Here is a 16,133-nt window from a genome sequence, read left to right as displayed (position 1 = left end):
TCTTTCTCAAGGTGTTGAGACTTCTTGATCGGCAGCCGGTATTCCCTGCAGTGCGGCGAGGGATGGACCGACGAGGGCTTCGAGCTCCTGTCGGGTCGCGCCATCGCGGGCCTGCATGGAAATGGCTTGCATCATGGCACCGTAATAGGTCGCCAGTGTCGGTATGTCGGTGGTTTGCGGGAGGTCGCCGTCGGCCACGCCGCGCTCCAGCCTTGCGTGTACGCGCTCCACCGTTTCTTTCCTTATGCCTTTGAGCAGGTCGTAGAGTGGCCCGGTTTCTGGCTGGCAATTCATCACGCCGAGAATCAACAGGCAGCCGTTCGATTGCGGTGCCCTAAGCGCGACCTCGATACTGGCGAGAAGCATCGCGCGTATCGCCTGTCGCGCCGTTTCACCCTCATCGAGTGCGCGCATCGGGCCCGATCCTGCTGTCGCGGCATAGAGGCTGACCGCCTCGCGAAACGCGGCTTCCTTCGACCCGAACGCGGGGTAGAAGCTCGGCGGCGTGATGCCGATTGCCGCCGTCAGGTCGTTGAGCTGGGCGGCCTCGTAACCCTTCGCCCAAAACACCTCCGTGATTTTTTGAAGCGCAAGATCGCGGTCGAAACCACGTGGCCGTCCCCTGGTCGCCATGAGCACTCCTTTCTGTAGTGAAGTTTATATAAATAGCAAAAATATCTCCCGCAACCCTGACCGCAGAAATATGTAGTGATAATTATAGAAAGCATTCGCCGGTAGCGAACACCGCTGATCGCCAACCAATTGCTTCTCCGATGCAGACGGATGCCGGGCGGCACTAGAAATGGATTCCACTCAGCCTTACGCGCAAGGAACAGCGCCTCCATATTTGTTCAGCTATGGACAATATCCGGGGCTTGATTACAGTCCCTCGAATAAACGGTTGCGGATCGGCGATGCCGGTCGTTGTTGGGCAATAAGGGCGAGCCAGTCTCGCTGATAACGAGGGACGGGCATGAGGCAGAGCAGTACTTTGAGCGCGCGAAACAACGCATCGATCTATGCGCTGTTTGCCGTTTGCGCGGTTCTCGCCATCATCGGCAGTCTCTTGGCCGGCGGCGATCAATCCGGCTGGCGGTGGTTGCATTACGTCACCAAGCCGACGGCAACGATACTTTTGCTCATTGCTGTTCTACGCAACATCGGCCCGCCATCGCGGGCCTATGGGCTGGCGATTGTCGCCGGGCTCGCCTTTGCGGCGGCAGGCGACTTCTTTCTGATGTTGCCGGGCGACTATTTCCTCGCCGGCCTCGTCTGCTTTCTCCTGACCCACTGCGCCTATATCTGGGCGCTGACCCGCGATAGCCGCTTTGCCGCCGACAAGGGGATATTCGCGATCTTCGCAGGGATCGGTTTGATCGTCATTACCGGATTGTGGTCGTCCTTGCCGCCCGGTATGCGCCTTCCCGTTGTCATCTATGCGCTGGCGCTGGCAGCAATGGCCGCACAGGCAATTTCCCGTGATCGACAGCTGGCGGTTGGAGCGCCGCAGAAATCCGCCGCGCGGTCGGCAGCCCTCGGCGGCCTGTTCTTCATGGTCAGCGACACGCTGCTTGCCTATGGGCGGTTCCGCTGGAACATTCCCTATAATGCCGTCTGGGTGCTGGGTACCTACTACACGGCGCAATGGCTGTTCGCGCGCTCGACTAAAGGCAATGCGCATGCAAGATAACCATCCGTTTCAGCTGCAGCCCAGCTTCGAGCGGCTGCGTGCCGCCTGGCTCGAACAGCGTCCGTCCTACGAGCAGCGCCGGGACGATCTGAAGCGTCTGCGCCGTCTTTTCCGCGAGCGCCTGGATGAGATGTCGAAGGCGGTCAGCGCCGATTTCGGCCATCGCTCAGTTCACGAGACGCTGCTCGGCGAAGGCAGCGTGGTTCTTTCGGAGATCGATCACACGCTGGCCAGGCTCAAGGCCTGGATGAAGCCCGAACGCCGGGCGGCCGGATGGAAGCTCTGGCCGGCAAAGGCAGAAATTCGGTTCGTTCCGCTTGGTGTCGTCGGGATCATTTCGCCGTGGAACTACCCGGTCAATCTGGCGCTCGCGCCTCTGGTCGCGGCGATCGGTGCCGGCAATCATGTGCTTCTCAAGCCGTCCGAACATACGCCGCGCACGTCGGAGTTTTTGCGCACGCTCATCGCCGATGTTTTCCCAGACACGCGCGCGACGGTGGTGCTCGGCGGTGCTGATCTCTCGGCGGCCTTTTCCGCCCTGCCGTTCGACCATCTGTTCTTCACCGGCTCCACCGCCGTTGGCCGTAAGGTGATGGCGGCTGCCGCTCAAAATTTGACCCCGGTCACGCTGGAGCTCGGCGGCAAATCACCCGCCATCGTCGGGGAGACGGCGGATTTGCCGCGTGCTGCGAACCGCATCGCCACCGGCAAGTTCTTCAATGCCGGCCAAACCTGCATCGCGCCGGACTATGTCCTTGTTCATGAGAGCAAACGCGATGCTTTCGTCACCCTGCTGAAGCAGCAGATGGGCGAGCGCTACGGTGCCGGCAACGGTTATGAGGACTACACGTCGATCATCAACGAAGCCCAGCATGACCGCCTCGCCACTCTGGTAAACGATGCGCGCGCGCGCGGATACGAACTGGTTTCGCTGCTGGACATGAAACAGATGCCACCGTCGCGGGTGCGAATGCTCGAGCCCACCGTAGTGCTCGATCCGGACCAAGACAGCGCGGTTATGCGCGAGGAGATCTTCGGGCCGATCCTGCCGGTCATCGGCTATCGCACCCCGGCCGAGGCGATCGGCTATGTGCTCGGTCGCGATCGGCCGCTGGCGCTTTATTGCTTCAGCGCAGATGCGGCCGAGATCGAAGCGATCCTCGCCCGCATCGTTGCCGGTGGCGTTTGCGTCAACGATACGCTCTACCAGTTTGCCTGCAACGACATGCCTTTCGGCGGTGTCGGGGCGAGCGGCATGGGCCACTACCACGGCAGGGAAGGCTTCCTGACCTTTTCCAAGTCGATGTCGGTGCTCAGAAAATACGATCCGGCGCCGAGCGATTTGATCTCGCCGCCGTACAAGGGGCTGACGGACAAACTCGTCCGTTTCATCACCTGGATCCCCGGGCGCTGAATGTTTCGGCTGCCCGGGATCACGCCTGGAAAGCGGGCGTGATCGTGCAGTTCGTATTGCAGCCGGTGGTGTATCGTCCTCATATAGGTGATGCCGCCTGTGGCGCCCACGCCGTAGACGCCGCCGGGCGGCCCCGCGCAGAACATCGCAAGGCGAAACTGCAGCCAGTCGGGTTGTTGGGCGAAACCGAGTGAAAGCTGTCAGTCTGTCATCGAAGTCTCTGGAGGAAAGGCAATCGGCAGGTGATGATTGTCGCATGACCGATTCTGTTGCGAGCACCCCTTCATGACCAGTCCCTCCGGGCACCCACTCAATCCGCTGCATCTCCTGGCCGCCTTTGGTACCGGCGGGCTCTTGACCCTCATGGTCCACTTCAACGGCGAACTGGGACGCTACGGCAACGCGTTGTTCTCGTCCTGGGCGGCGCATGGCACGGGGACTGTGGCGGCGCTTGTGATGCTCGCCATGCTTTATCCCTGGCGCAACCGGAATGCCGGGACGAAACCGCATGCGCCGCTCTGGGCCTATCTTGGCGGGATTTCCGGCGGCGTGACCGTCATGTTGACCTCTTTTGCCGTGAACTCACCGCTTGCACTATCCGGGACTCTTGCCTTGGGGCTGGCGGGCCAGGTGGTATTCAGCATCGCTGCGGATCGCTGGGGGCTGTTCGGCCTGCCGATGCGCCGCCCGGATCGCCGCGATCTGGCAGCCATGGCACTGATCGTTGCCGGCAGCGCCCTTATCATCCTGTTCGGCAGAGGCAGCGCATGACCTTGCCGATCCTTCTCGCCTGTCTCGCCGGTGTGCTTGTTGGTGTCAGCCGGCAGGTCAATGGCCGGCTCAGTCTCTCGACGTCACCGCTGATCGCATCGTTCTGGAACCATGTCGTCGGCTTCGTCGCGTTGAGCATTCTTGGGCTGTCGGTCGGCGGGCTGATCCCGGCGGGCGCTGCGGACGCGCCTTGGCACGCCTATCTCGGTGGTTCGATCGGTGTGGTCTTCGTTGCCGCCGGCAGCTGGCTCATCGCGCGCATCGGTGCCGTCAATACCGCCCTGCTGGTGATCGGCGGGCAGATGGTCTCGGGCGTGGCGCTCGATCTGTTGCGGGGAACATCCGCAACCTTCCTTGCAAGCGCCCTTGGCGTGGTTCTGATCCTGGCAGGCATGGCGCTGACTCAACGACGCCGCTAATCGCCGAATTGCGCAGGCAAGCGCCATAGCCGTAATAGGCGGCCTCTGACATCACTCGCTCTGATAGATACTGGCGACAGGCGCCTTGCCGATCATGCCTTGCGCAGGCCCTCGTTCGATCCCGCGCAAGGCAATGGGTCTTAGGCCCGCCGACAGGAATGGTGCCACTGCTTTCGTGGCCTCAATAAGGCGTCCAGACGCGTCGGGAGCGGGCACATCGCGGGCTGCCGGTTGATCCCCAACTTATTGCTCAAGCTGTGGACAGCCTCCGTCCGCATGGAAAAAGCGACGCTGAGCGAAAAAAGCGTCATTCGGGTGTCACGGGCGGCCACTGCCGATCGTCATCAAGGTATCGCGCTTGAGCGTGCAGGCCCAACCCATGGTGATATCGAAATGACTCAACCAACCTCGCTTCTTCTGATCAAAGCCGTACTGCTCTCCGGGCTCGCGCTCTGGCTTGCCGTTATCGTCCTCAACAACGTCGTCGCATTTCGCAATGGCGTCTTTGCGGTTGGTATGCTGATGGGCATGCAGCTCTTCGATCAGGAACCGCCCATCCGTACACCGCTGTTGTCGCGCCGTGTAACGAACGCTGTGTGGCATCGTATGGTCTTCAGCTTCGTTCTGGTGATGGAGGTGGCAACCATGATGCTTTTGGCGGCGGCCGCCATCATGCTTATCGGCACATTCTTCGGACTATCGGACGGTGCCGCCGCGATGATATGGGCGAACCTCGCTCTCGCAGCCTTCATCGCTCTCAGCCTGATCATGCTGCTCGGCGGTGCCTGGTTTGCCTACTATGTCCGTCAGGAGACCATGCAGATCACCCATTTCATCCTGATTGGGCTCGGGGTGGCCGGCACCCTGTTGGTGAACATGCCGATGCAATAGAGTAGCGCCTGACCCTGCGGTTGACGGAAGGGTCAACCTCAGGCTCTGCCTGCTATCGCCACCGCGCGTTGCTTTGGAAGGACACGCCGACAAGGACTCCGATGGCAAAGCCGATCAGTCCCGCCGTACTGACGACCGTCGTCGCGGTGCCCGGGTTGTCCTTTGCCGCTTCGACAACGCTTTGTCCCTGTGCACGCACAACACGTGCGGCCGAGCTCACCCGTCCTCTTGCGTCCTCCGCCAGATCGGCGGCACTGCCTGCAGCCTCGCCAGCGCGTGCGGAGATCGATCGTGTCAGATCGGCAACCTGTGCCCGCAGCTCGGAAATCTGGTCTTCGACGGATCGCTGAATGTCATTTGCCATTTTTTGCACCTCGTTTGTTCTACAGCGACCTTTGCGCGTCTTATTAGACGCGCAAAGGTCGCTGTAGCACTTTGAATGGCTGCCTGTTTTTATCCTTAAATCGAATAGGATTTAAGGAAACATGCAGCAGCAAGGTACCAACGACGACGGCCGGCTTAAGTTCCGCATGGGATCGTAACCGGGGGCAACCGCCGATGCCATATCTGAGTATGCGTTGAGTTCTAGCGCGGCTTGAGCGTCTTGCTCATATTGGTGCCGGTGACCCGAAACCCTGTTGCCTCATAGACATGCCGGGCGCGGCTGTTGTCTTCGGCGACGCGCAATTTGATCTGGTCGAACCCGTTTGCCAAGAGCTCGGCCTCAAGTGCTTCGATCGCGAGCTTTCCAAGGCCTTTTCCCTGGTGGGTGGGCAGAATATGGAAATCGCTGATGAAGGCTGAGCGGCCCTTCGCGTCCGGTCGATACCAGAGATAGCCGACATGCTCGGCGCTTTCGCTGTCGATCAGGCACAGCAGGACGTTGCCTGGCGTGCCGACGCCTTGCGGCAGGTCCTCGGCGATTTCACCGTTTGCCTGGGCGAGGGCGTCTGCGTCGGGGAGCCCGTAGTTGGCGGCGATCTCCGTGGCATAGTCGGGGATGAAATAGGCGAGATATCCAGCATACTCGCTCTCAAGCATAGGTCTGAATGAGATCATGGCTCTTTCGCATGTCAGCGGCGCCGCCATTCCGACGGCTCATGCCGCGGAAAATTCGTGAACGGCCACGTGGTCTCGTGGCAGCGAGGTAGACGTCAATCGCCCGCCCGACCCCACCCTAAAACTGATGGCGATCGCGTTCCCGGGTCTTCTGCCAGACAAAGGCAGTCGAGCGCAACCGATCTGTTCGGATTTTGATGAGACCGAGGGATCCCAAAACAAAAAAGGCCGGCAATGCCGACCTTTTCCCGTTCGCTGCTTTACCCTGCCAGTACATCCGTGGTCAGCGGTTTAGCGCAAACTCTGACCGGAACACATCCGTCTCACCGAGACTGTCTATGCTCAACGATCAATTCGTTATGCCCCATATGGCGAGCGATTGCGGCTATTTCAAGCCCTTATAATCACATCGTCCAAATCCTGTCTTCGGCCCCGGAGACCTGAGGCGGCCAAGGTGCCGATGCTCCGCCACCATTGACGGACCTCAGGTCGGACCTAAATTTCTGCCGATTGCGAACGGAGGATTTCCGGATGGAATTGCACCGCGGTCGGCTGATCGACCATATTCAACTCGTGATCAAGGATCTCGGCGCCAGCCGGAGGTTTTACGAAGCCGTGTTTCAAGCTCTCGATGTGCCGATGGGAGGCGAGGGCAAAGACTACTTCTGGGCCGACGAGCTTTTCGTGTCGACCGCCGATAGCGAAGCGGCCCAGGGAAAGCTGACCGGGCGCCATCATCTCGCGTTCCAGGCCCGGGACCGCACCATGGTCGACGCCTTTCACAAGGCCGGCGTTGAAAACGGCGGTAAGGACAATGGGCCACCCGGCGAACGCCCCTATCACCCAGGTTACTACGCCGCCTTCCTGCTCGATCCCGATGGCAACAACATTGAGGCGGTGTTTCACGGGCCGGCCAACCGCAGCGCCAGTTCGGTGAAGATCACGTTCTAAAGCATGTCGCGCAGTGCGCAGCGGTTTTGCGATAACGGCATGCGCAGAACCAGAGCTTAAAGCGCAACAAGAGAATCCTGGAGATCGCGACGCGCTTTAGCGGCTGCCGGGGTGACCCGCCGCTCACGTGCTGCTGTCGCGCCGACCGGCCCGCGTTGCCGCTGTTCTCAACCTGGGATCTGGTCACTTGACATTCTGCTAAAAATAGAACAAAAAGAGAACAGATGTGGAGATGAACGATGACCCGCACTGACATCATCAATCGCGCACTGGCCGCCGTCGCCGATTCTCGCCTGAAGCGGGAGCGCGACAGTGAGCGCCGCAAGCAGATTTTTGGCCGTATCGACCTCACGGCACCTTTGCCGAAGCTGAGCCGCGGCGTGCAGCTCAGCTTGAATCTCGATGGCGGGCGGAAACGATCCGAGCCGACGAGGGCGAAGTCCCATTGACCCCGAAGGCCACCGCGATTGGTGGCGCGCAAAGTCGATGCCGAGCGGTTGCTTTCCAATGAAAGAGCACTGTACGCCTTGGTGCGGGACTGCCTGCGGTTATTGCCACGAACGCGGCGGCGCCGAGGATAATCGGTACGACGGGCGGGTATAAAGGCATCTGTCGCGGCCAGAGTCATGTTGACCTCAGTGATAGAACCGCTTGGCCACGGTGCCGGAGGAGGCATCCCATCTTCCAGAAACCGTTGTCGGAGGGAGCCGGAGCCGCCGCTTTCGCTTCGCCCGCCGCGGCATGCCATGCTGTCTCAATCTAGATCCGTAAGGTGTTCGAACGGTCGGCGCCGACATCAATGTCGGCCCGGCTGGATCAGCCCGCGGACGGAGCGAGATGGCGATGAACTGCGGAGAACGATGGGACAGGTGGCATCTCGTGCGGTCAGATGTTCGCGATTTGCGGCGGTTATGGATCACCGCCGGCCGCGTCCTGAGGAGAGGCGTCCTTGTCGGCGCCATGATCTTGTCCGGCTGCATGGCGCCTGATACGCGCCCGACCAACAAGCCACTTGTCTTCACCACCGGGAGCATCCAGTTCCGGGACGCGCAAAACTTTGGCGACGTCGGCATCATCATTGCCTTTTCTGGCGGTGGTGCCAGATCTGCCGCCTTCGGCTATGGCGTACTGTCCGCCCTGGCTGATCAGCCTTCGCCCGGTGGTAAGAACCGAATGCTCGCCGATGACGTCGCAGTCGTTGCTGGGGTTTCGGGCGGTGCGGTCCTTGCCTCCCATTTCGCGCTTCGCGGGCGGACCGGTCTTGACGATTTTCGCCGGAATTTTCTCGGTCAGGATGTGGAAGCCTCGCTGCACACGGCCTTCACGCCGCAAAATCTGCTGCGCGGTTATCAGGGTGGCATGAACGACCTCTCGGGGTTCCCGTCCTGGCTCGATCGCAAGCTCTTCCGGGGCGCGACACTTGGCGACATGAGCCGTCCTGACCGTCCTCGGCTGGTGATCCACGCCACCGACCTCTACAATCGCAACCCGTTCATTTTCGATCGTCCATCCTTTGCCGCAATCTGCAGCAACTACAATGACTATCCGCTGGCCTATGCCGTGGCGGCGTCCGCCGCTGTCCCGGTGGTGTTTGCGCCGGTCACCCTGCAGAACTTCAGCAAAAGCTGTTTGCCAGGCGATGGCGGAAGCCCGCGAGCACAGTCGTCTGCTCGTGGCGCGACGTCGCTTGTCGAGCGCGAATATTGGAATGCGCTCGGCCGCTACGAGACGGCGCCGGATCTGAACTATCTCAAATTATACGACGGCGGCCTGGTCGATGGCATCGGAACACAGAGCCTGCTGCATCTGATGGGCCGGCCAGCGCCGGAACCGCTTCCTGCCGCCCGCGCGCGACGGCTCCGGCACCTGCTGGTCATCGTCGTCGATGCCTCGACGCGGGTTGGAGGTGATCTTTCCATCAATGCAAAGAGCCCGAAAGCCCCCGATGCGATCGTGGCCGCGATCGATGCGATGATCAACATTCCGAACTTCCAGAGCTTCGATGCCCTGCAAAATCGATTGCCCGTCTGGCGTGATCAGGTCATCAGATGGCGCTGCGCCACTCAGCGTTCCGGCAAAGGCTGTCGCGATCTCGATGTCGGCATCGTTCGCCTGGCGCTCGCCGATACCGCCGATCCGCCAACGGCAAAACGCATCATGCGGCTGCACAACCGCCTGACGTTGAAGCCCGACGATGTCGACTTTTTGTCAGGCCTTGGCCGACGGCTTCTCATCGAGCATCCGGCTTATCGACAGTTCCTGCAACGCACGGGCAAGGGGATGCCGCTTGCGCGTTCAACGCCAGATCTCCGGCGAGGCGGACTCGTGACGGCCCGGCGGATCACCAGTATGTTCTGACGTTTACGCTCGGCATCGAAGCGATACGAATGCCCATCAGTGGTATCGGCTGATCGCCAGGTCCGCCGTTTCGATCTCGGGCTTGGTGCCGCTGATCAGATCGCTCAGCACGCGGCCCGAGCCGCAGGCCATGGTCCAGCCGAGCGTGCCGTGCCCGGAGTTGAGGAACAGGTTGGCGAAGCGCGTTGCACCGACCACCGGTGTTCCATCCGGCGTCATCGGCCGCAAGCCGGACCAGAAGGTTGCTTGCCTCTGGTTGCCAGCGCCGCCGAACAGGTCTTCGACCGAATGTTCGAGCGTCGCGCGACGTGTCTGGGGAAGGGCACTGCTGAAGCCGGCGATCTCCGCCATGCCGCCGACGCGAATTCGATCGCCAAGCCGGGTGATGGCGATCTTGTAGGTCTCATCCATGATCGTCGATACCGGCGCCCGCGTCTCGTCGACGATCGGAACGGTGATGGAGTAGCCCTTCACGGGATAGACGGGCAGGCGAAGGCCGAGCGGCTTTAGGAGCGCCGGCGTATAGCTGCCGAGGGCGGCGACGAAGATGTCGGAACGGATCTCGCCCTCTGCCGTCTCGACGGCGACGATGCGGTTGCCCTCCTGTCGAAGCCGGCGGATATCGACGCCGAAGCGGAACTGCACGCCGAGAGCCTCGGCGCGTCTCTGCAGTTCGTTGGTGAACTTGAAGCAGTCGCCGGTTTCGTCATTCGGCAGCCGAAGGCCGCCGACGATCTTGTCGCGGACCGGTTGCAGGCCTGGTTCAGCGGCCACGCAGCCGGCCGGGTCGAGCACTTCGAAGGGCACGCCATCGGCCTTCAGCACTTCGATATCCTTGCCGATGCCGTCGAGTTGCTTGGCGGTCCGGAAGAGCTGCAGGGTGCCCTGCGTGCGGTGATCGTAGGCAATGCCCGTTTCCCCGCGTAGCGCAATCAGGCAATCACGGCTGTATTCGGCAAGGCGGACCATCCGCCCCTTGTTGACGGCGTAACGCGCCGAGGTGCAGTTGCGCAGCATTGCCGTCATCCAGCGCCAGGTGGCAGCGTCCACCATCGGGCGGATGATCAAGGGCGCGTGCTTCATGAACAGCCACTTGAGTGCCTTCTGCGGGATGCCGGGTGCCGCCCACGGCGAGGCATAGCCGGGAGAAATTTCGCCGGCATTGGCAAAGCTCGTTTCCAGAGCAGGGCCGGACTGCCGATCGAGGACGGTCACCTCGTGACCCGCCTTGGCAAGATAATATGCGGAGGTGACGCCGATCACACCGGCGCCCAATATGGTAATCTTCATCGCATCCTCAGGATCACAGATCGATCGTCAAACGGGCTGAGGTACGCGCAAAATGCTCGCTGTTACCAGCCCCCAAACCCGGCAGAAGTTGCGCTCGAACATAGTGAAATAATCGAGCACGATCATGCGAAGTAGCGCTTGAATATTCGAGTATTCGCTGATCTTAAGAATTATCGGCGGGAAAATGAAAGAATCTGCATGTCCGGTTTGGATGCGATCGATCGCAACATCATTCGTCTGCTGCGTCTCAATGCGCGCATGAGCAACACAAAGCTCGCCGCCGAGGTGGGGCTGTCACCTTCGGCCTGCTTGAGGCGCATCAATCTGCTGGAGCAGGGCGGCGTGATCCGCGGTTATACGGCGCTGGTCGGAAACGCCGATGGCGACAACGCCATTGCGGTGATCATCAACATCACGCTCGAACGCCAGACGGAGGAGCACCTCAATCGCTTCGAGGCGGCGGTGCGGAAACACCCGGAAATCCAGGAATGTTACCTCATGACCGGCGGGTCCGATTATCTGTTGCGGGTGGAGGTCGAAAATGCCGGCGACTTCGAGCGCATCCACAAGGAAATCCTTGCGAAGCTCCCGGGCGTGTTGCGCATTCATTCCAGCTTTTCGATCCGCAACGTGCTTGTGTCACGCGCGAGACGGCGCTAGCTCATTCGCGCAGCGAGAGCCGTAGCGCGCGGCTTCTACCCTATGGAGCGGTTCCAGCGGACGATGGCCGATACCAAGCATGTTTCCTCAACCAACCCGTTCACTGGCATTGTCCAAGCGGAGGCCATTGCGACGGCCTCCGCACAGACTTCCGAACGCGGATCAGTGAAGCGCGCGCTGCTCGGGTGGTGTGGATTGCAGCCACGGCGGGAACGCCCGGCTCGAAACCAGACGCGCGATCAGGCGCCCGCTCGGGGATAGGACGTCGACGATCGCGCCCCGATATTCGTATTCCTCGGCGAGTTCGTCGACGATGAGTTGTCCGTAAGCGACCGCACGGCCGTCATTGGGGTGCTGTTTGCCGGCCTGATCGCGGCTCGTCACGCCGGCCGCATGGATATGGTACATGTAGCGGGGCATAGTCCGCCGATCCTTTCCGATTTGCATGGGCTTTCAATGCTTCTCGCATCCACAACCGATGGCGGAGGGATGTCCGAGACACGCGATGACGGGATTTTATAACACGGTTTGTGGGACCGTTCCCGTGACATGGGCGTGACGCTTGCAGGCGCTGTCGCTAATATTCAACTAACCATTTGGAATATTATCGTTTTTTGCCGACTTGGTGGGCGCGCCCACGCGAAGGGGTAACCGTGCGCCGGCATTTCTATGGTCTCTTCAGTCAAGACCACTGCATGTTTCCCTAAATCCTATTTAGAAACATGCAGCAATTCAAAGTGCTACAGTGACCTTTGCACGTCTCATAAGACGCGCGGCGCTGTAGAACCTGCATGGTGCCCTCGGAGTGCCTGACCGGCGCTCCGCGCATGGCTGGTCTGCGAAGTCAGATCTACGAAATCGCGTGCATTCTTGTATAATCAACTCATCGAAGCGATGCATCTCCTCCCGCAGGACTTCGAGTGTGCAAGCGCTTTCTCCTCCTCCCAACGAGCGCTTGCCGGAATGGCGACACTCCTCCTCCCGGTTGCCATTCAATCCCTTTGAAAGCCTGCCGCACCTCCTCCCGCGGCAGGCTTTTTCTTTTGGGGAGCTGCCTTTATGCAAGGCAGGTTGTAATCACTCAGGATTTGAAACTGGGCCCGGAGCGCGCGGCTGCTCCCGCGCGCAATGCGGCGGCCCAAGTGCATAGGGACGGCACCACAGCAGGCTTCGGCTCAGGGGCAACGCAGCTGTGAAATAGAGATCAGGCCAGCCAGGCACACGTCAGGCGCCTGGTCTGTCGCAAAACCTAGCTTGCCCGCCTGGCGAGCCAGTTCTGCCATTCGTTCTCGTTGCCGTGGAACACATTAAGGTCGATCTTGCCTTCGACGCCGTGCGACAGGCCCGAGCCCGAATACTGCCAGAAGATCCACTTGCGGCCTGGATATCTCTTGGAGGGATGAGCTGCCACCGAGCGCAGCCAGAACGGGTAGTCGAGCAGTTCGCCGGTCAGGTTGTCCTGATAGAAATCCGGGGCGGTGTAGATGATCGGTCGCTGGCCGTAATGCGCCTCGAGCTTGTCCATGAAGACTTGCATCTTTTCAAGCACACGGGCGCGCGACAGGCGTCGCTTGCAGCTGGACTCACCGTTGTATTCGACGTCGATGACAGGCGGCAGAGCGCCGGCTTCTCTTGGAACATTGCGGATGAACCAGTCGGCCTGCTCGCCGGCCGTGCGGCACCAATAGAAGAAGTGGTAGGCGCCGCGCTTCAGCCCGGCTTCTTTTGCCTTGCGCCAGTTCTTCTTGAACATCGGATCGAGGTGGTCGCCGCCATCGGTCGCCTTGATATAGGCGAAGTTGGCACCCTGCGCGCGCAGCTTGGGCCAGTCGATCTCGCCCTGCCAGCGCGACACGTCGACACCATGAACGGCCATCTTGCGCGGGGATGCGCGGCCGAAATTAATCGGCTTGGCATCGCGGAAGCGATGGCTGTAGATCTGCGTGCGTGTCCCCGGTGTCGTCAGGACCGCGGGTGTTGCCGGGGCGATCACGGCAACGGGCCGCTCCAGCGGCATGGGCGTTGCCGCCGTCTTAGCCTGCGGTCGGAAGGCTTCCGGTTCCGGAACTGCTCCGGCCCAGGCCAGCACCTCCTGCGGCGGGGCGGCTTGAGCCGCTGCGACGCCGACATTGGCCGAAGGCACGGGAGACGTCGGCACGACCGAACTCGTCGTTTCGCGCGAGGGCTGCTGCGGCACGATCGTGTCCAGCGTCGAACTGGACGTGCAGCCCGCCAAAACCAGACAGGCAAGGAACATTGCTGGCACAGCTGAAAAACGCATGAGCACCCGTACGCAAAACATTGTCGACGGCGAACAACAGTACCGCCGGGACCCCATTGATGTGAAATTGCTAACGGAAACTTACCGGAAAAGATTAAATACAATCTTTACGATCGACCCCCTTTCCGAAAAGTCGAAGCGGCGAGCATGGCGCAGAGAGAACACGCTTCTTTACAGCGCCGCGCGTCTTATCAGACGCGCAAAGGTCGCTGTAGCACTTTAAATTGCTGCATGTTTTTATCCTTGAATCGGATACGATTTAAGGAAACATGCAGTAGCGCGTCATGCCGGCGGCAGGTCGATCCTGAAACATGCGCCGCCCGATGTCGCGTCGACGATCGCGACATGGCCACCGTGGAGGTGCACGATCTCCCTGACCAAGCTCAAGCCCAGCCCGGCGCCCTTGCCGCCGGGATGAAGCCGGCTGAACGGCTCGAAAATTCGTTCGCGCTCTGCAAGTGGGACGCCGTCACCTTCGTCGCAGATTTCGACGCGCGCCGGCGCCATGACGCGAAAAGTGATCTTGCCGCGACGACCGCCATGCTCGATGGCATTCTGCACGAGATTGGTCAAAGCCCGTTCGAGCGACGAATGATCGCCAAGGACGATCATCGGCTCGTCTGCCGGATCGAAGGACATTTCGTATCCGGCGGCAAAGGCAAGTGGCGCCAGATCGACAATGACGCGTTCGGCGAGTGCCCTGAGGTCGAGCGGGCAAAACGGGGTCGTTCGTTTGCCGAGGCGCTGCAGGTCGAGCAGCTGGCCGGCGAGTGTCGCCAGGCGATTGGTGTCCTCGATCAGCCGCGCCTTGCCGTCGCTCGGCGGCAACGTTGCTACCCGCGTGTTGAGGATTGCAATGGGGGTGCGCAACTCGTGAGCCGCCTGGGCGAGAAAGCGCTTGTGGCGGGCATATCCCTCGTCGAGGCGTTTAAGGGCATTGTTGAAAGCTTCGACCAGCGGCAGGAATTCGGCCGGAACGCCCTTGATCGGCATCTGCACGCCCTGCTGGTCAAACTCGATATGGGCTGCATGGGCTGCTGCATGCGAGAGACCGGCCAGCATCCGGCGAACGACGATCGGCGTGACGATGATGGTGGCGAGTGCCAGCAACAGCAGCATAGGCACGAAAATGGTCAGGAACGCGCCAGAGGTGCCGAGCAGCAGCCGGCGAAGCGTGAGTTGCCCCTCCGTGCCGGTGAAGATCTGGATATTCCCCGCGGGCGAATCGACCCATTTGACGACGGCTTCCGGCCGCGAATCCTTGTCGGGCGAGAGCCTGAAGCGTCCGTCGTTCATCCGGTCGAGACCGGCCGTGGCAAAGGCGAATGCCAGAGGCACCGCGCCTTCGGAAAGCCTGTGTCCGGCGCGGTCGCGAGCGATGAACCAGATCTCGCCTACTTCGCGCCGCAGCCGCGCCAGCTCTGGGGTTTCCTGGACCACGAGGTTGTTCTGCCCATCGCGCACGATCGCGTCCGTGAGCACATCGATATTGCCGTTCTCGTAGCCGTCGATAAGATAGCCAGTCGCCCAGAGCAGACCGACCGCGATGGCGATTACAAGGCTGATGGCGGCTGTTTCGAAGAGCACCAGCCAGCGGACGAGCCGCCATTTGAAGGAGTGCGGCGTGCCGGTGATCATTGCGCTTCCCGCAGGAGGTAGCCGACGCCGCGAATGCCATTGATCGTGACGCCTGCATTGGCGTCGAGAAGCTTTCTCCGCACACGCGATATGTGGGTATCGAGGGCGTTCGACTGGATTTCGTCGTCAAGGCCGAACACGGCTTCCATGAGGGCCGCACGCAGCACCATCCGCCCCATGCGCCGCGTCAGGGTTTCGAGAACCAGCAGTTCACGGCGTGGCATTTTCAGGGGCACGCCATCGACTTTGGCTTCAAGATGGGCGAGGTCGAACGACAGGCGGCCGACCGCCACGACGTCGGATTGTACGGCGACAGGGCGCCGCGCCAGCGCCCGCAGGCGCGCCAGAAGCTCCTCGAATGCGAAGGGCTTGCCGATATAATCGTCGGCGCCGCCATCAAGTCCGGCGACACGATCCGCAAGTTCGCCCAGCGCCGTCAGCACAAGCACCGGCACGCTGTTGCCCCGCAATCTGATCGCCGGGATGAGCGAAAGCCCGTCTCCATCCGGCAGCCGCCGATCGAGCACGACGACGTCATAGACCGCATCGCTGAGAACGAGGGTCGCCTCCGCCAGGTCACGCGCATGATCGACGACCATGCGGTGTTGGCTAAGCGCTGTCTTCAGCGCCCCCGCAAGTTCTGCCTCGTCCTCGACCAATAGCACCCGCATGAAACCGCTTCACTCCGCACGACGCTCCGACGCGCGGCGA

17 protein-coding genes are annotated in these 16,133 nt (G+C 61.1%); 9 read left to right on the top strand and 8 right to left on the bottom strand.

Annotated elements, in window-relative coordinates; translation table 11 throughout:
• Positions 1-6 precede the first annotated feature (6 nt).
• Positions 7-633, bottom strand: a complete 627-nt coding sequence (locus tag IB264_RS26290) for a TetR/AcrR family transcriptional regulator (RefSeq protein ID WP_057225068.1) — start codon at positions 631-633, stop codon at positions 7-9.
• A gap of 340 nt (positions 634-973) precedes the next feature.
• Here IB264_RS26290 and IB264_RS26285 point away from each other — a divergent pair, with 340 nt between their 5' ends.
• From IB264_RS26285 to IB264_RS26265, 5 genes are all read left to right on the top strand, one after another.
• A complete protein-coding gene (locus IB264_RS26285; RefSeq protein WP_057225067.1) occupies positions 974-1,690 on the top strand; it encodes a lysoplasmalogenase in 717 nt (238 codons plus the stop codon).
• On the top strand, positions 1,674-3,104 hold the full coding sequence (locus tag IB264_RS26280; protein ID WP_371412280.1) for a coniferyl aldehyde dehydrogenase: 1,431 nt from the start codon (positions 1,674-1,676) through the stop codon (positions 3,102-3,104). The genes IB264_RS26285 and IB264_RS26280 overlap by 17 nt, the downstream gene beginning before the upstream one ends.
• 285 nt (positions 3,105-3,389) lie before the next feature.
• A complete protein-coding gene (locus IB264_RS26275; RefSeq protein WP_057207383.1) occupies positions 3,390-3,875 on the top strand; it encodes a DMT family transporter in 486 nt (161 codons plus the stop codon).
• On the top strand, positions 3,872-4,294 hold the full coding sequence (locus IB264_RS26270) for a DMT family transporter (RefSeq protein ID WP_038577720.1): 423 nt from the start codon (positions 3,872-3,874) through the stop codon (positions 4,292-4,294). The genes IB264_RS26275 and IB264_RS26270 overlap by 4 nt, the downstream gene beginning before the upstream one ends.
• Before the next feature lie 276 nt (positions 4,295-4,570).
• Complete coding sequence (locus IB264_RS26265; RefSeq protein ID WP_107027650.1) at positions 4,571-5,185, top strand: DUF2165 family protein; 615 nt, start codon at positions 4,571-4,573, stop codon at positions 5,183-5,185.
• Positions 5,186-5,237: 52 nt separating this feature from the next.
• On the opposite strand, the gene IB264_RS26260 is transcribed toward IB264_RS26265, so the two are convergent.
• Positions 5,238-5,549: a hypothetical protein gene (locus IB264_RS26260; protein ID WP_057207381.1), complete on the bottom strand. Its 312-nt coding sequence runs from the start codon at positions 5,547-5,549 to the stop codon at positions 5,238-5,240.
• Positions 5,550-5,770: 221 nt separating this feature from the next.
• The gene (locus IB264_RS26255; RefSeq protein ID WP_192434407.1) at positions 5,771-6,244 is read right to left on the bottom strand and encodes an N-acetyltransferase; all 474 of its coding nucleotides are present in this window, start codon (positions 6,242-6,244) and stop codon (positions 5,771-5,773) included.
• 531 nt (positions 6,245-6,775) lie between these two features.
• On the opposite strand from IB264_RS26255, the gene IB264_RS26250 reads away from it, so the two are divergent.
• The 3 genes from IB264_RS26250 (at position 6,776) to IB264_RS26240 (ending at position 9,553) form a co-directional block, all read left to right on the top strand.
• The gene (locus IB264_RS26250) at positions 6,776-7,195 is read left to right on the top strand and encodes a VOC family protein (RefSeq protein WP_025428258.1); all 420 of its coding nucleotides are present in this window, start codon (positions 6,776-6,778) and stop codon (positions 7,193-7,195) included.
• A 239-nt stretch (positions 7,196-7,434) separates the two neighbouring features.
• Positions 7,435-7,644, top strand: a complete 210-nt coding sequence (locus IB264_RS26245) for a hypothetical protein (protein WP_025428259.1) — start codon at positions 7,435-7,437, stop codon at positions 7,642-7,644.
• Between the two features lie 430 nt (positions 7,645-8,074).
• Complete coding sequence (locus IB264_RS26240) at positions 8,075-9,553, top strand: patatin-like phospholipase family protein (RefSeq protein WP_158071722.1); 1,479 nt, start codon at positions 8,075-8,077, stop codon at positions 9,551-9,553.
• Positions 9,554-9,589: 36 nt separating this feature from the next.
• On the opposite strand, the gene IB264_RS26235 is transcribed toward IB264_RS26240, so the two are convergent.
• Entirely contained in the window at positions 9,590-10,843 is a 1,254-nt protein-coding gene (locus IB264_RS26235; protein ID WP_057214645.1) for a D-amino acid dehydrogenase, read from the bottom strand.
• A 198-nt stretch (positions 10,844-11,041) separates the two neighbouring features.
• On the opposite strand from IB264_RS26235, the gene IB264_RS26230 reads away from it, so the two are divergent.
• Positions 11,042-11,503 carry an Lrp/AsnC family transcriptional regulator gene (locus IB264_RS26230; RefSeq protein ID WP_025428262.1) on the top strand — a complete coding sequence of 154 codons (462 nt, stop codon included), beginning with the start codon at positions 11,042-11,044 and terminating at the stop codon, positions 11,501-11,503.
• A 162-nt stretch (positions 11,504-11,665) separates the two neighbouring features.
• Here IB264_RS26230 and IB264_RS26225 read toward each other — a convergent pair whose 3' ends face one another.
• The 4 genes from IB264_RS26225 to IB264_RS26210 form a co-directional block, all read right to left on the bottom strand.
• On the bottom strand, positions 11,666-11,923 hold the full coding sequence (locus IB264_RS26225) for a hypothetical protein (protein ID WP_128090487.1): 258 nt from the start codon (positions 11,921-11,923) through the stop codon (positions 11,666-11,668).
• Positions 11,924-12,752: 829 nt separating this feature from the next.
• Positions 12,753-13,784, bottom strand: a complete 1,032-nt coding sequence (locus tag IB264_RS26220) for a GH25 family lysozyme (RefSeq protein ID WP_057214642.1) — start codon at positions 13,782-13,784, stop codon at positions 12,753-12,755.
• A 282-nt stretch (positions 13,785-14,066) separates the two neighbouring features.
• Positions 14,067-15,422, bottom strand: coding sequence for a HAMP domain-containing sensor histidine kinase (locus IB264_RS26215; protein WP_057225059.1), 1,356 nt, complete (start codon positions 15,420-15,422; stop codon positions 14,067-14,069).
• Positions 15,419-16,093, bottom strand: coding sequence for a response regulator transcription factor (locus IB264_RS26210; RefSeq protein ID WP_057225058.1), 675 nt, complete (start codon positions 16,091-16,093; stop codon positions 15,419-15,421). Before IB264_RS26210 ends, IB264_RS26215 begins: the two co-directional genes overlap by 4 nt.
• Positions 16,094-16,133: the final 40 nt, after the last annotated feature.

The organism is Ensifer sp. ENS11, from assembly GCF_014851895.1.
Taxonomy (GTDB): Bacteria; Pseudomonadota; Alphaproteobacteria; order Rhizobiales; family Rhizobiaceae; genus Ensifer; species Ensifer canadensis.
Note: the sequence above shows the minus strand (reverse complement) of the source record. Positions and strands in the feature narration are given on the sequence as shown.

Excerpts from the sequence above, each read along its gene's own strand:
- IB264_RS26290 (WP_057225068.1), bottom strand. The coding sequence starts at position 633 with ATGGCGACCAGGGGACGGCCACGTGGTTTCGACCGCGATCTTGCGCTT.
- IB264_RS26285 (WP_057225067.1), top strand. The coding sequence starts at position 974 with ATGAGGCAGAGCAGTACTTTGAGCGCGCGAAACAACGCATCGATCTAT.
- IB264_RS26280 (WP_371412280.1), top strand. The coding sequence starts at position 1,674 with ATGCGCATGCAAGATAACCATCCGTTTCAGCTGCAGCCCAGCTTCGAG.
- IB264_RS26275 (WP_057207383.1), top strand. The coding sequence starts at position 3,390 with ATGACCAGTCCCTCCGGGCACCCACTCAATCCGCTGCATCTCCTGGCC.
- IB264_RS26270 (WP_038577720.1), top strand. The coding sequence starts at position 3,872 with ATGACCTTGCCGATCCTTCTCGCCTGTCTCGCCGGTGTGCTTGTTGGT.
- IB264_RS26265 (WP_107027650.1), top strand. The coding sequence starts at position 4,571 with ATGGAAAAAGCGACGCTGAGCGAAAAAAGCGTCATTCGGGTGTCACGG.
- IB264_RS26260 (WP_057207381.1), bottom strand. The coding sequence starts at position 5,549 with ATGGCAAATGACATTCAGCGATCCGTCGAAGACCAGATTTCCGAGCTG.
- IB264_RS26255 (WP_192434407.1), bottom strand. The coding sequence starts at position 6,244 with ATGATCTCATTCAGACCTATGCTTGAGAGCGAGTATGCTGGATATCTC.
- IB264_RS26250 (WP_025428258.1), top strand. The coding sequence starts at position 6,776 with ATGGAATTGCACCGCGGTCGGCTGATCGACCATATTCAACTCGTGATC.
- IB264_RS26245 (WP_025428259.1), top strand. The coding sequence starts at position 7,435 with ATGACCCGCACTGACATCATCAATCGCGCACTGGCCGCCGTCGCCGAT.
- IB264_RS26235 (WP_057214645.1), bottom strand. The coding sequence starts at position 10,843 with ATGAAGATTACCATATTGGGCGCCGGTGTGATCGGCGTCACCTCCGCA.
- IB264_RS26230 (WP_025428262.1), top strand. The coding sequence starts at position 11,042 with ATGTCCGGTTTGGATGCGATCGATCGCAACATCATTCGTCTGCTGCGT.
- IB264_RS26225 (WP_128090487.1), bottom strand. The coding sequence starts at position 11,923 with ATGCCCCGCTACATGTACCATATCCATGCGGCCGGCGTGACGAGCCGC.
- IB264_RS26220 (WP_057214642.1), bottom strand. The coding sequence starts at position 13,784 with ATGCGTTTTTCAGCTGTGCCAGCAATGTTCCTTGCCTGTCTGGTTTTG.
- IB264_RS26215 (WP_057225059.1), bottom strand. The coding sequence starts at position 15,422 with ATGATCACCGGCACGCCGCACTCCTTCAAATGGCGGCTCGTCCGCTGG.
- IB264_RS26210 (WP_057225058.1), bottom strand. The coding sequence starts at position 16,093 with ATGCGGGTGCTATTGGTCGAGGACGAGGCAGAACTTGCGGGGGCGCTG.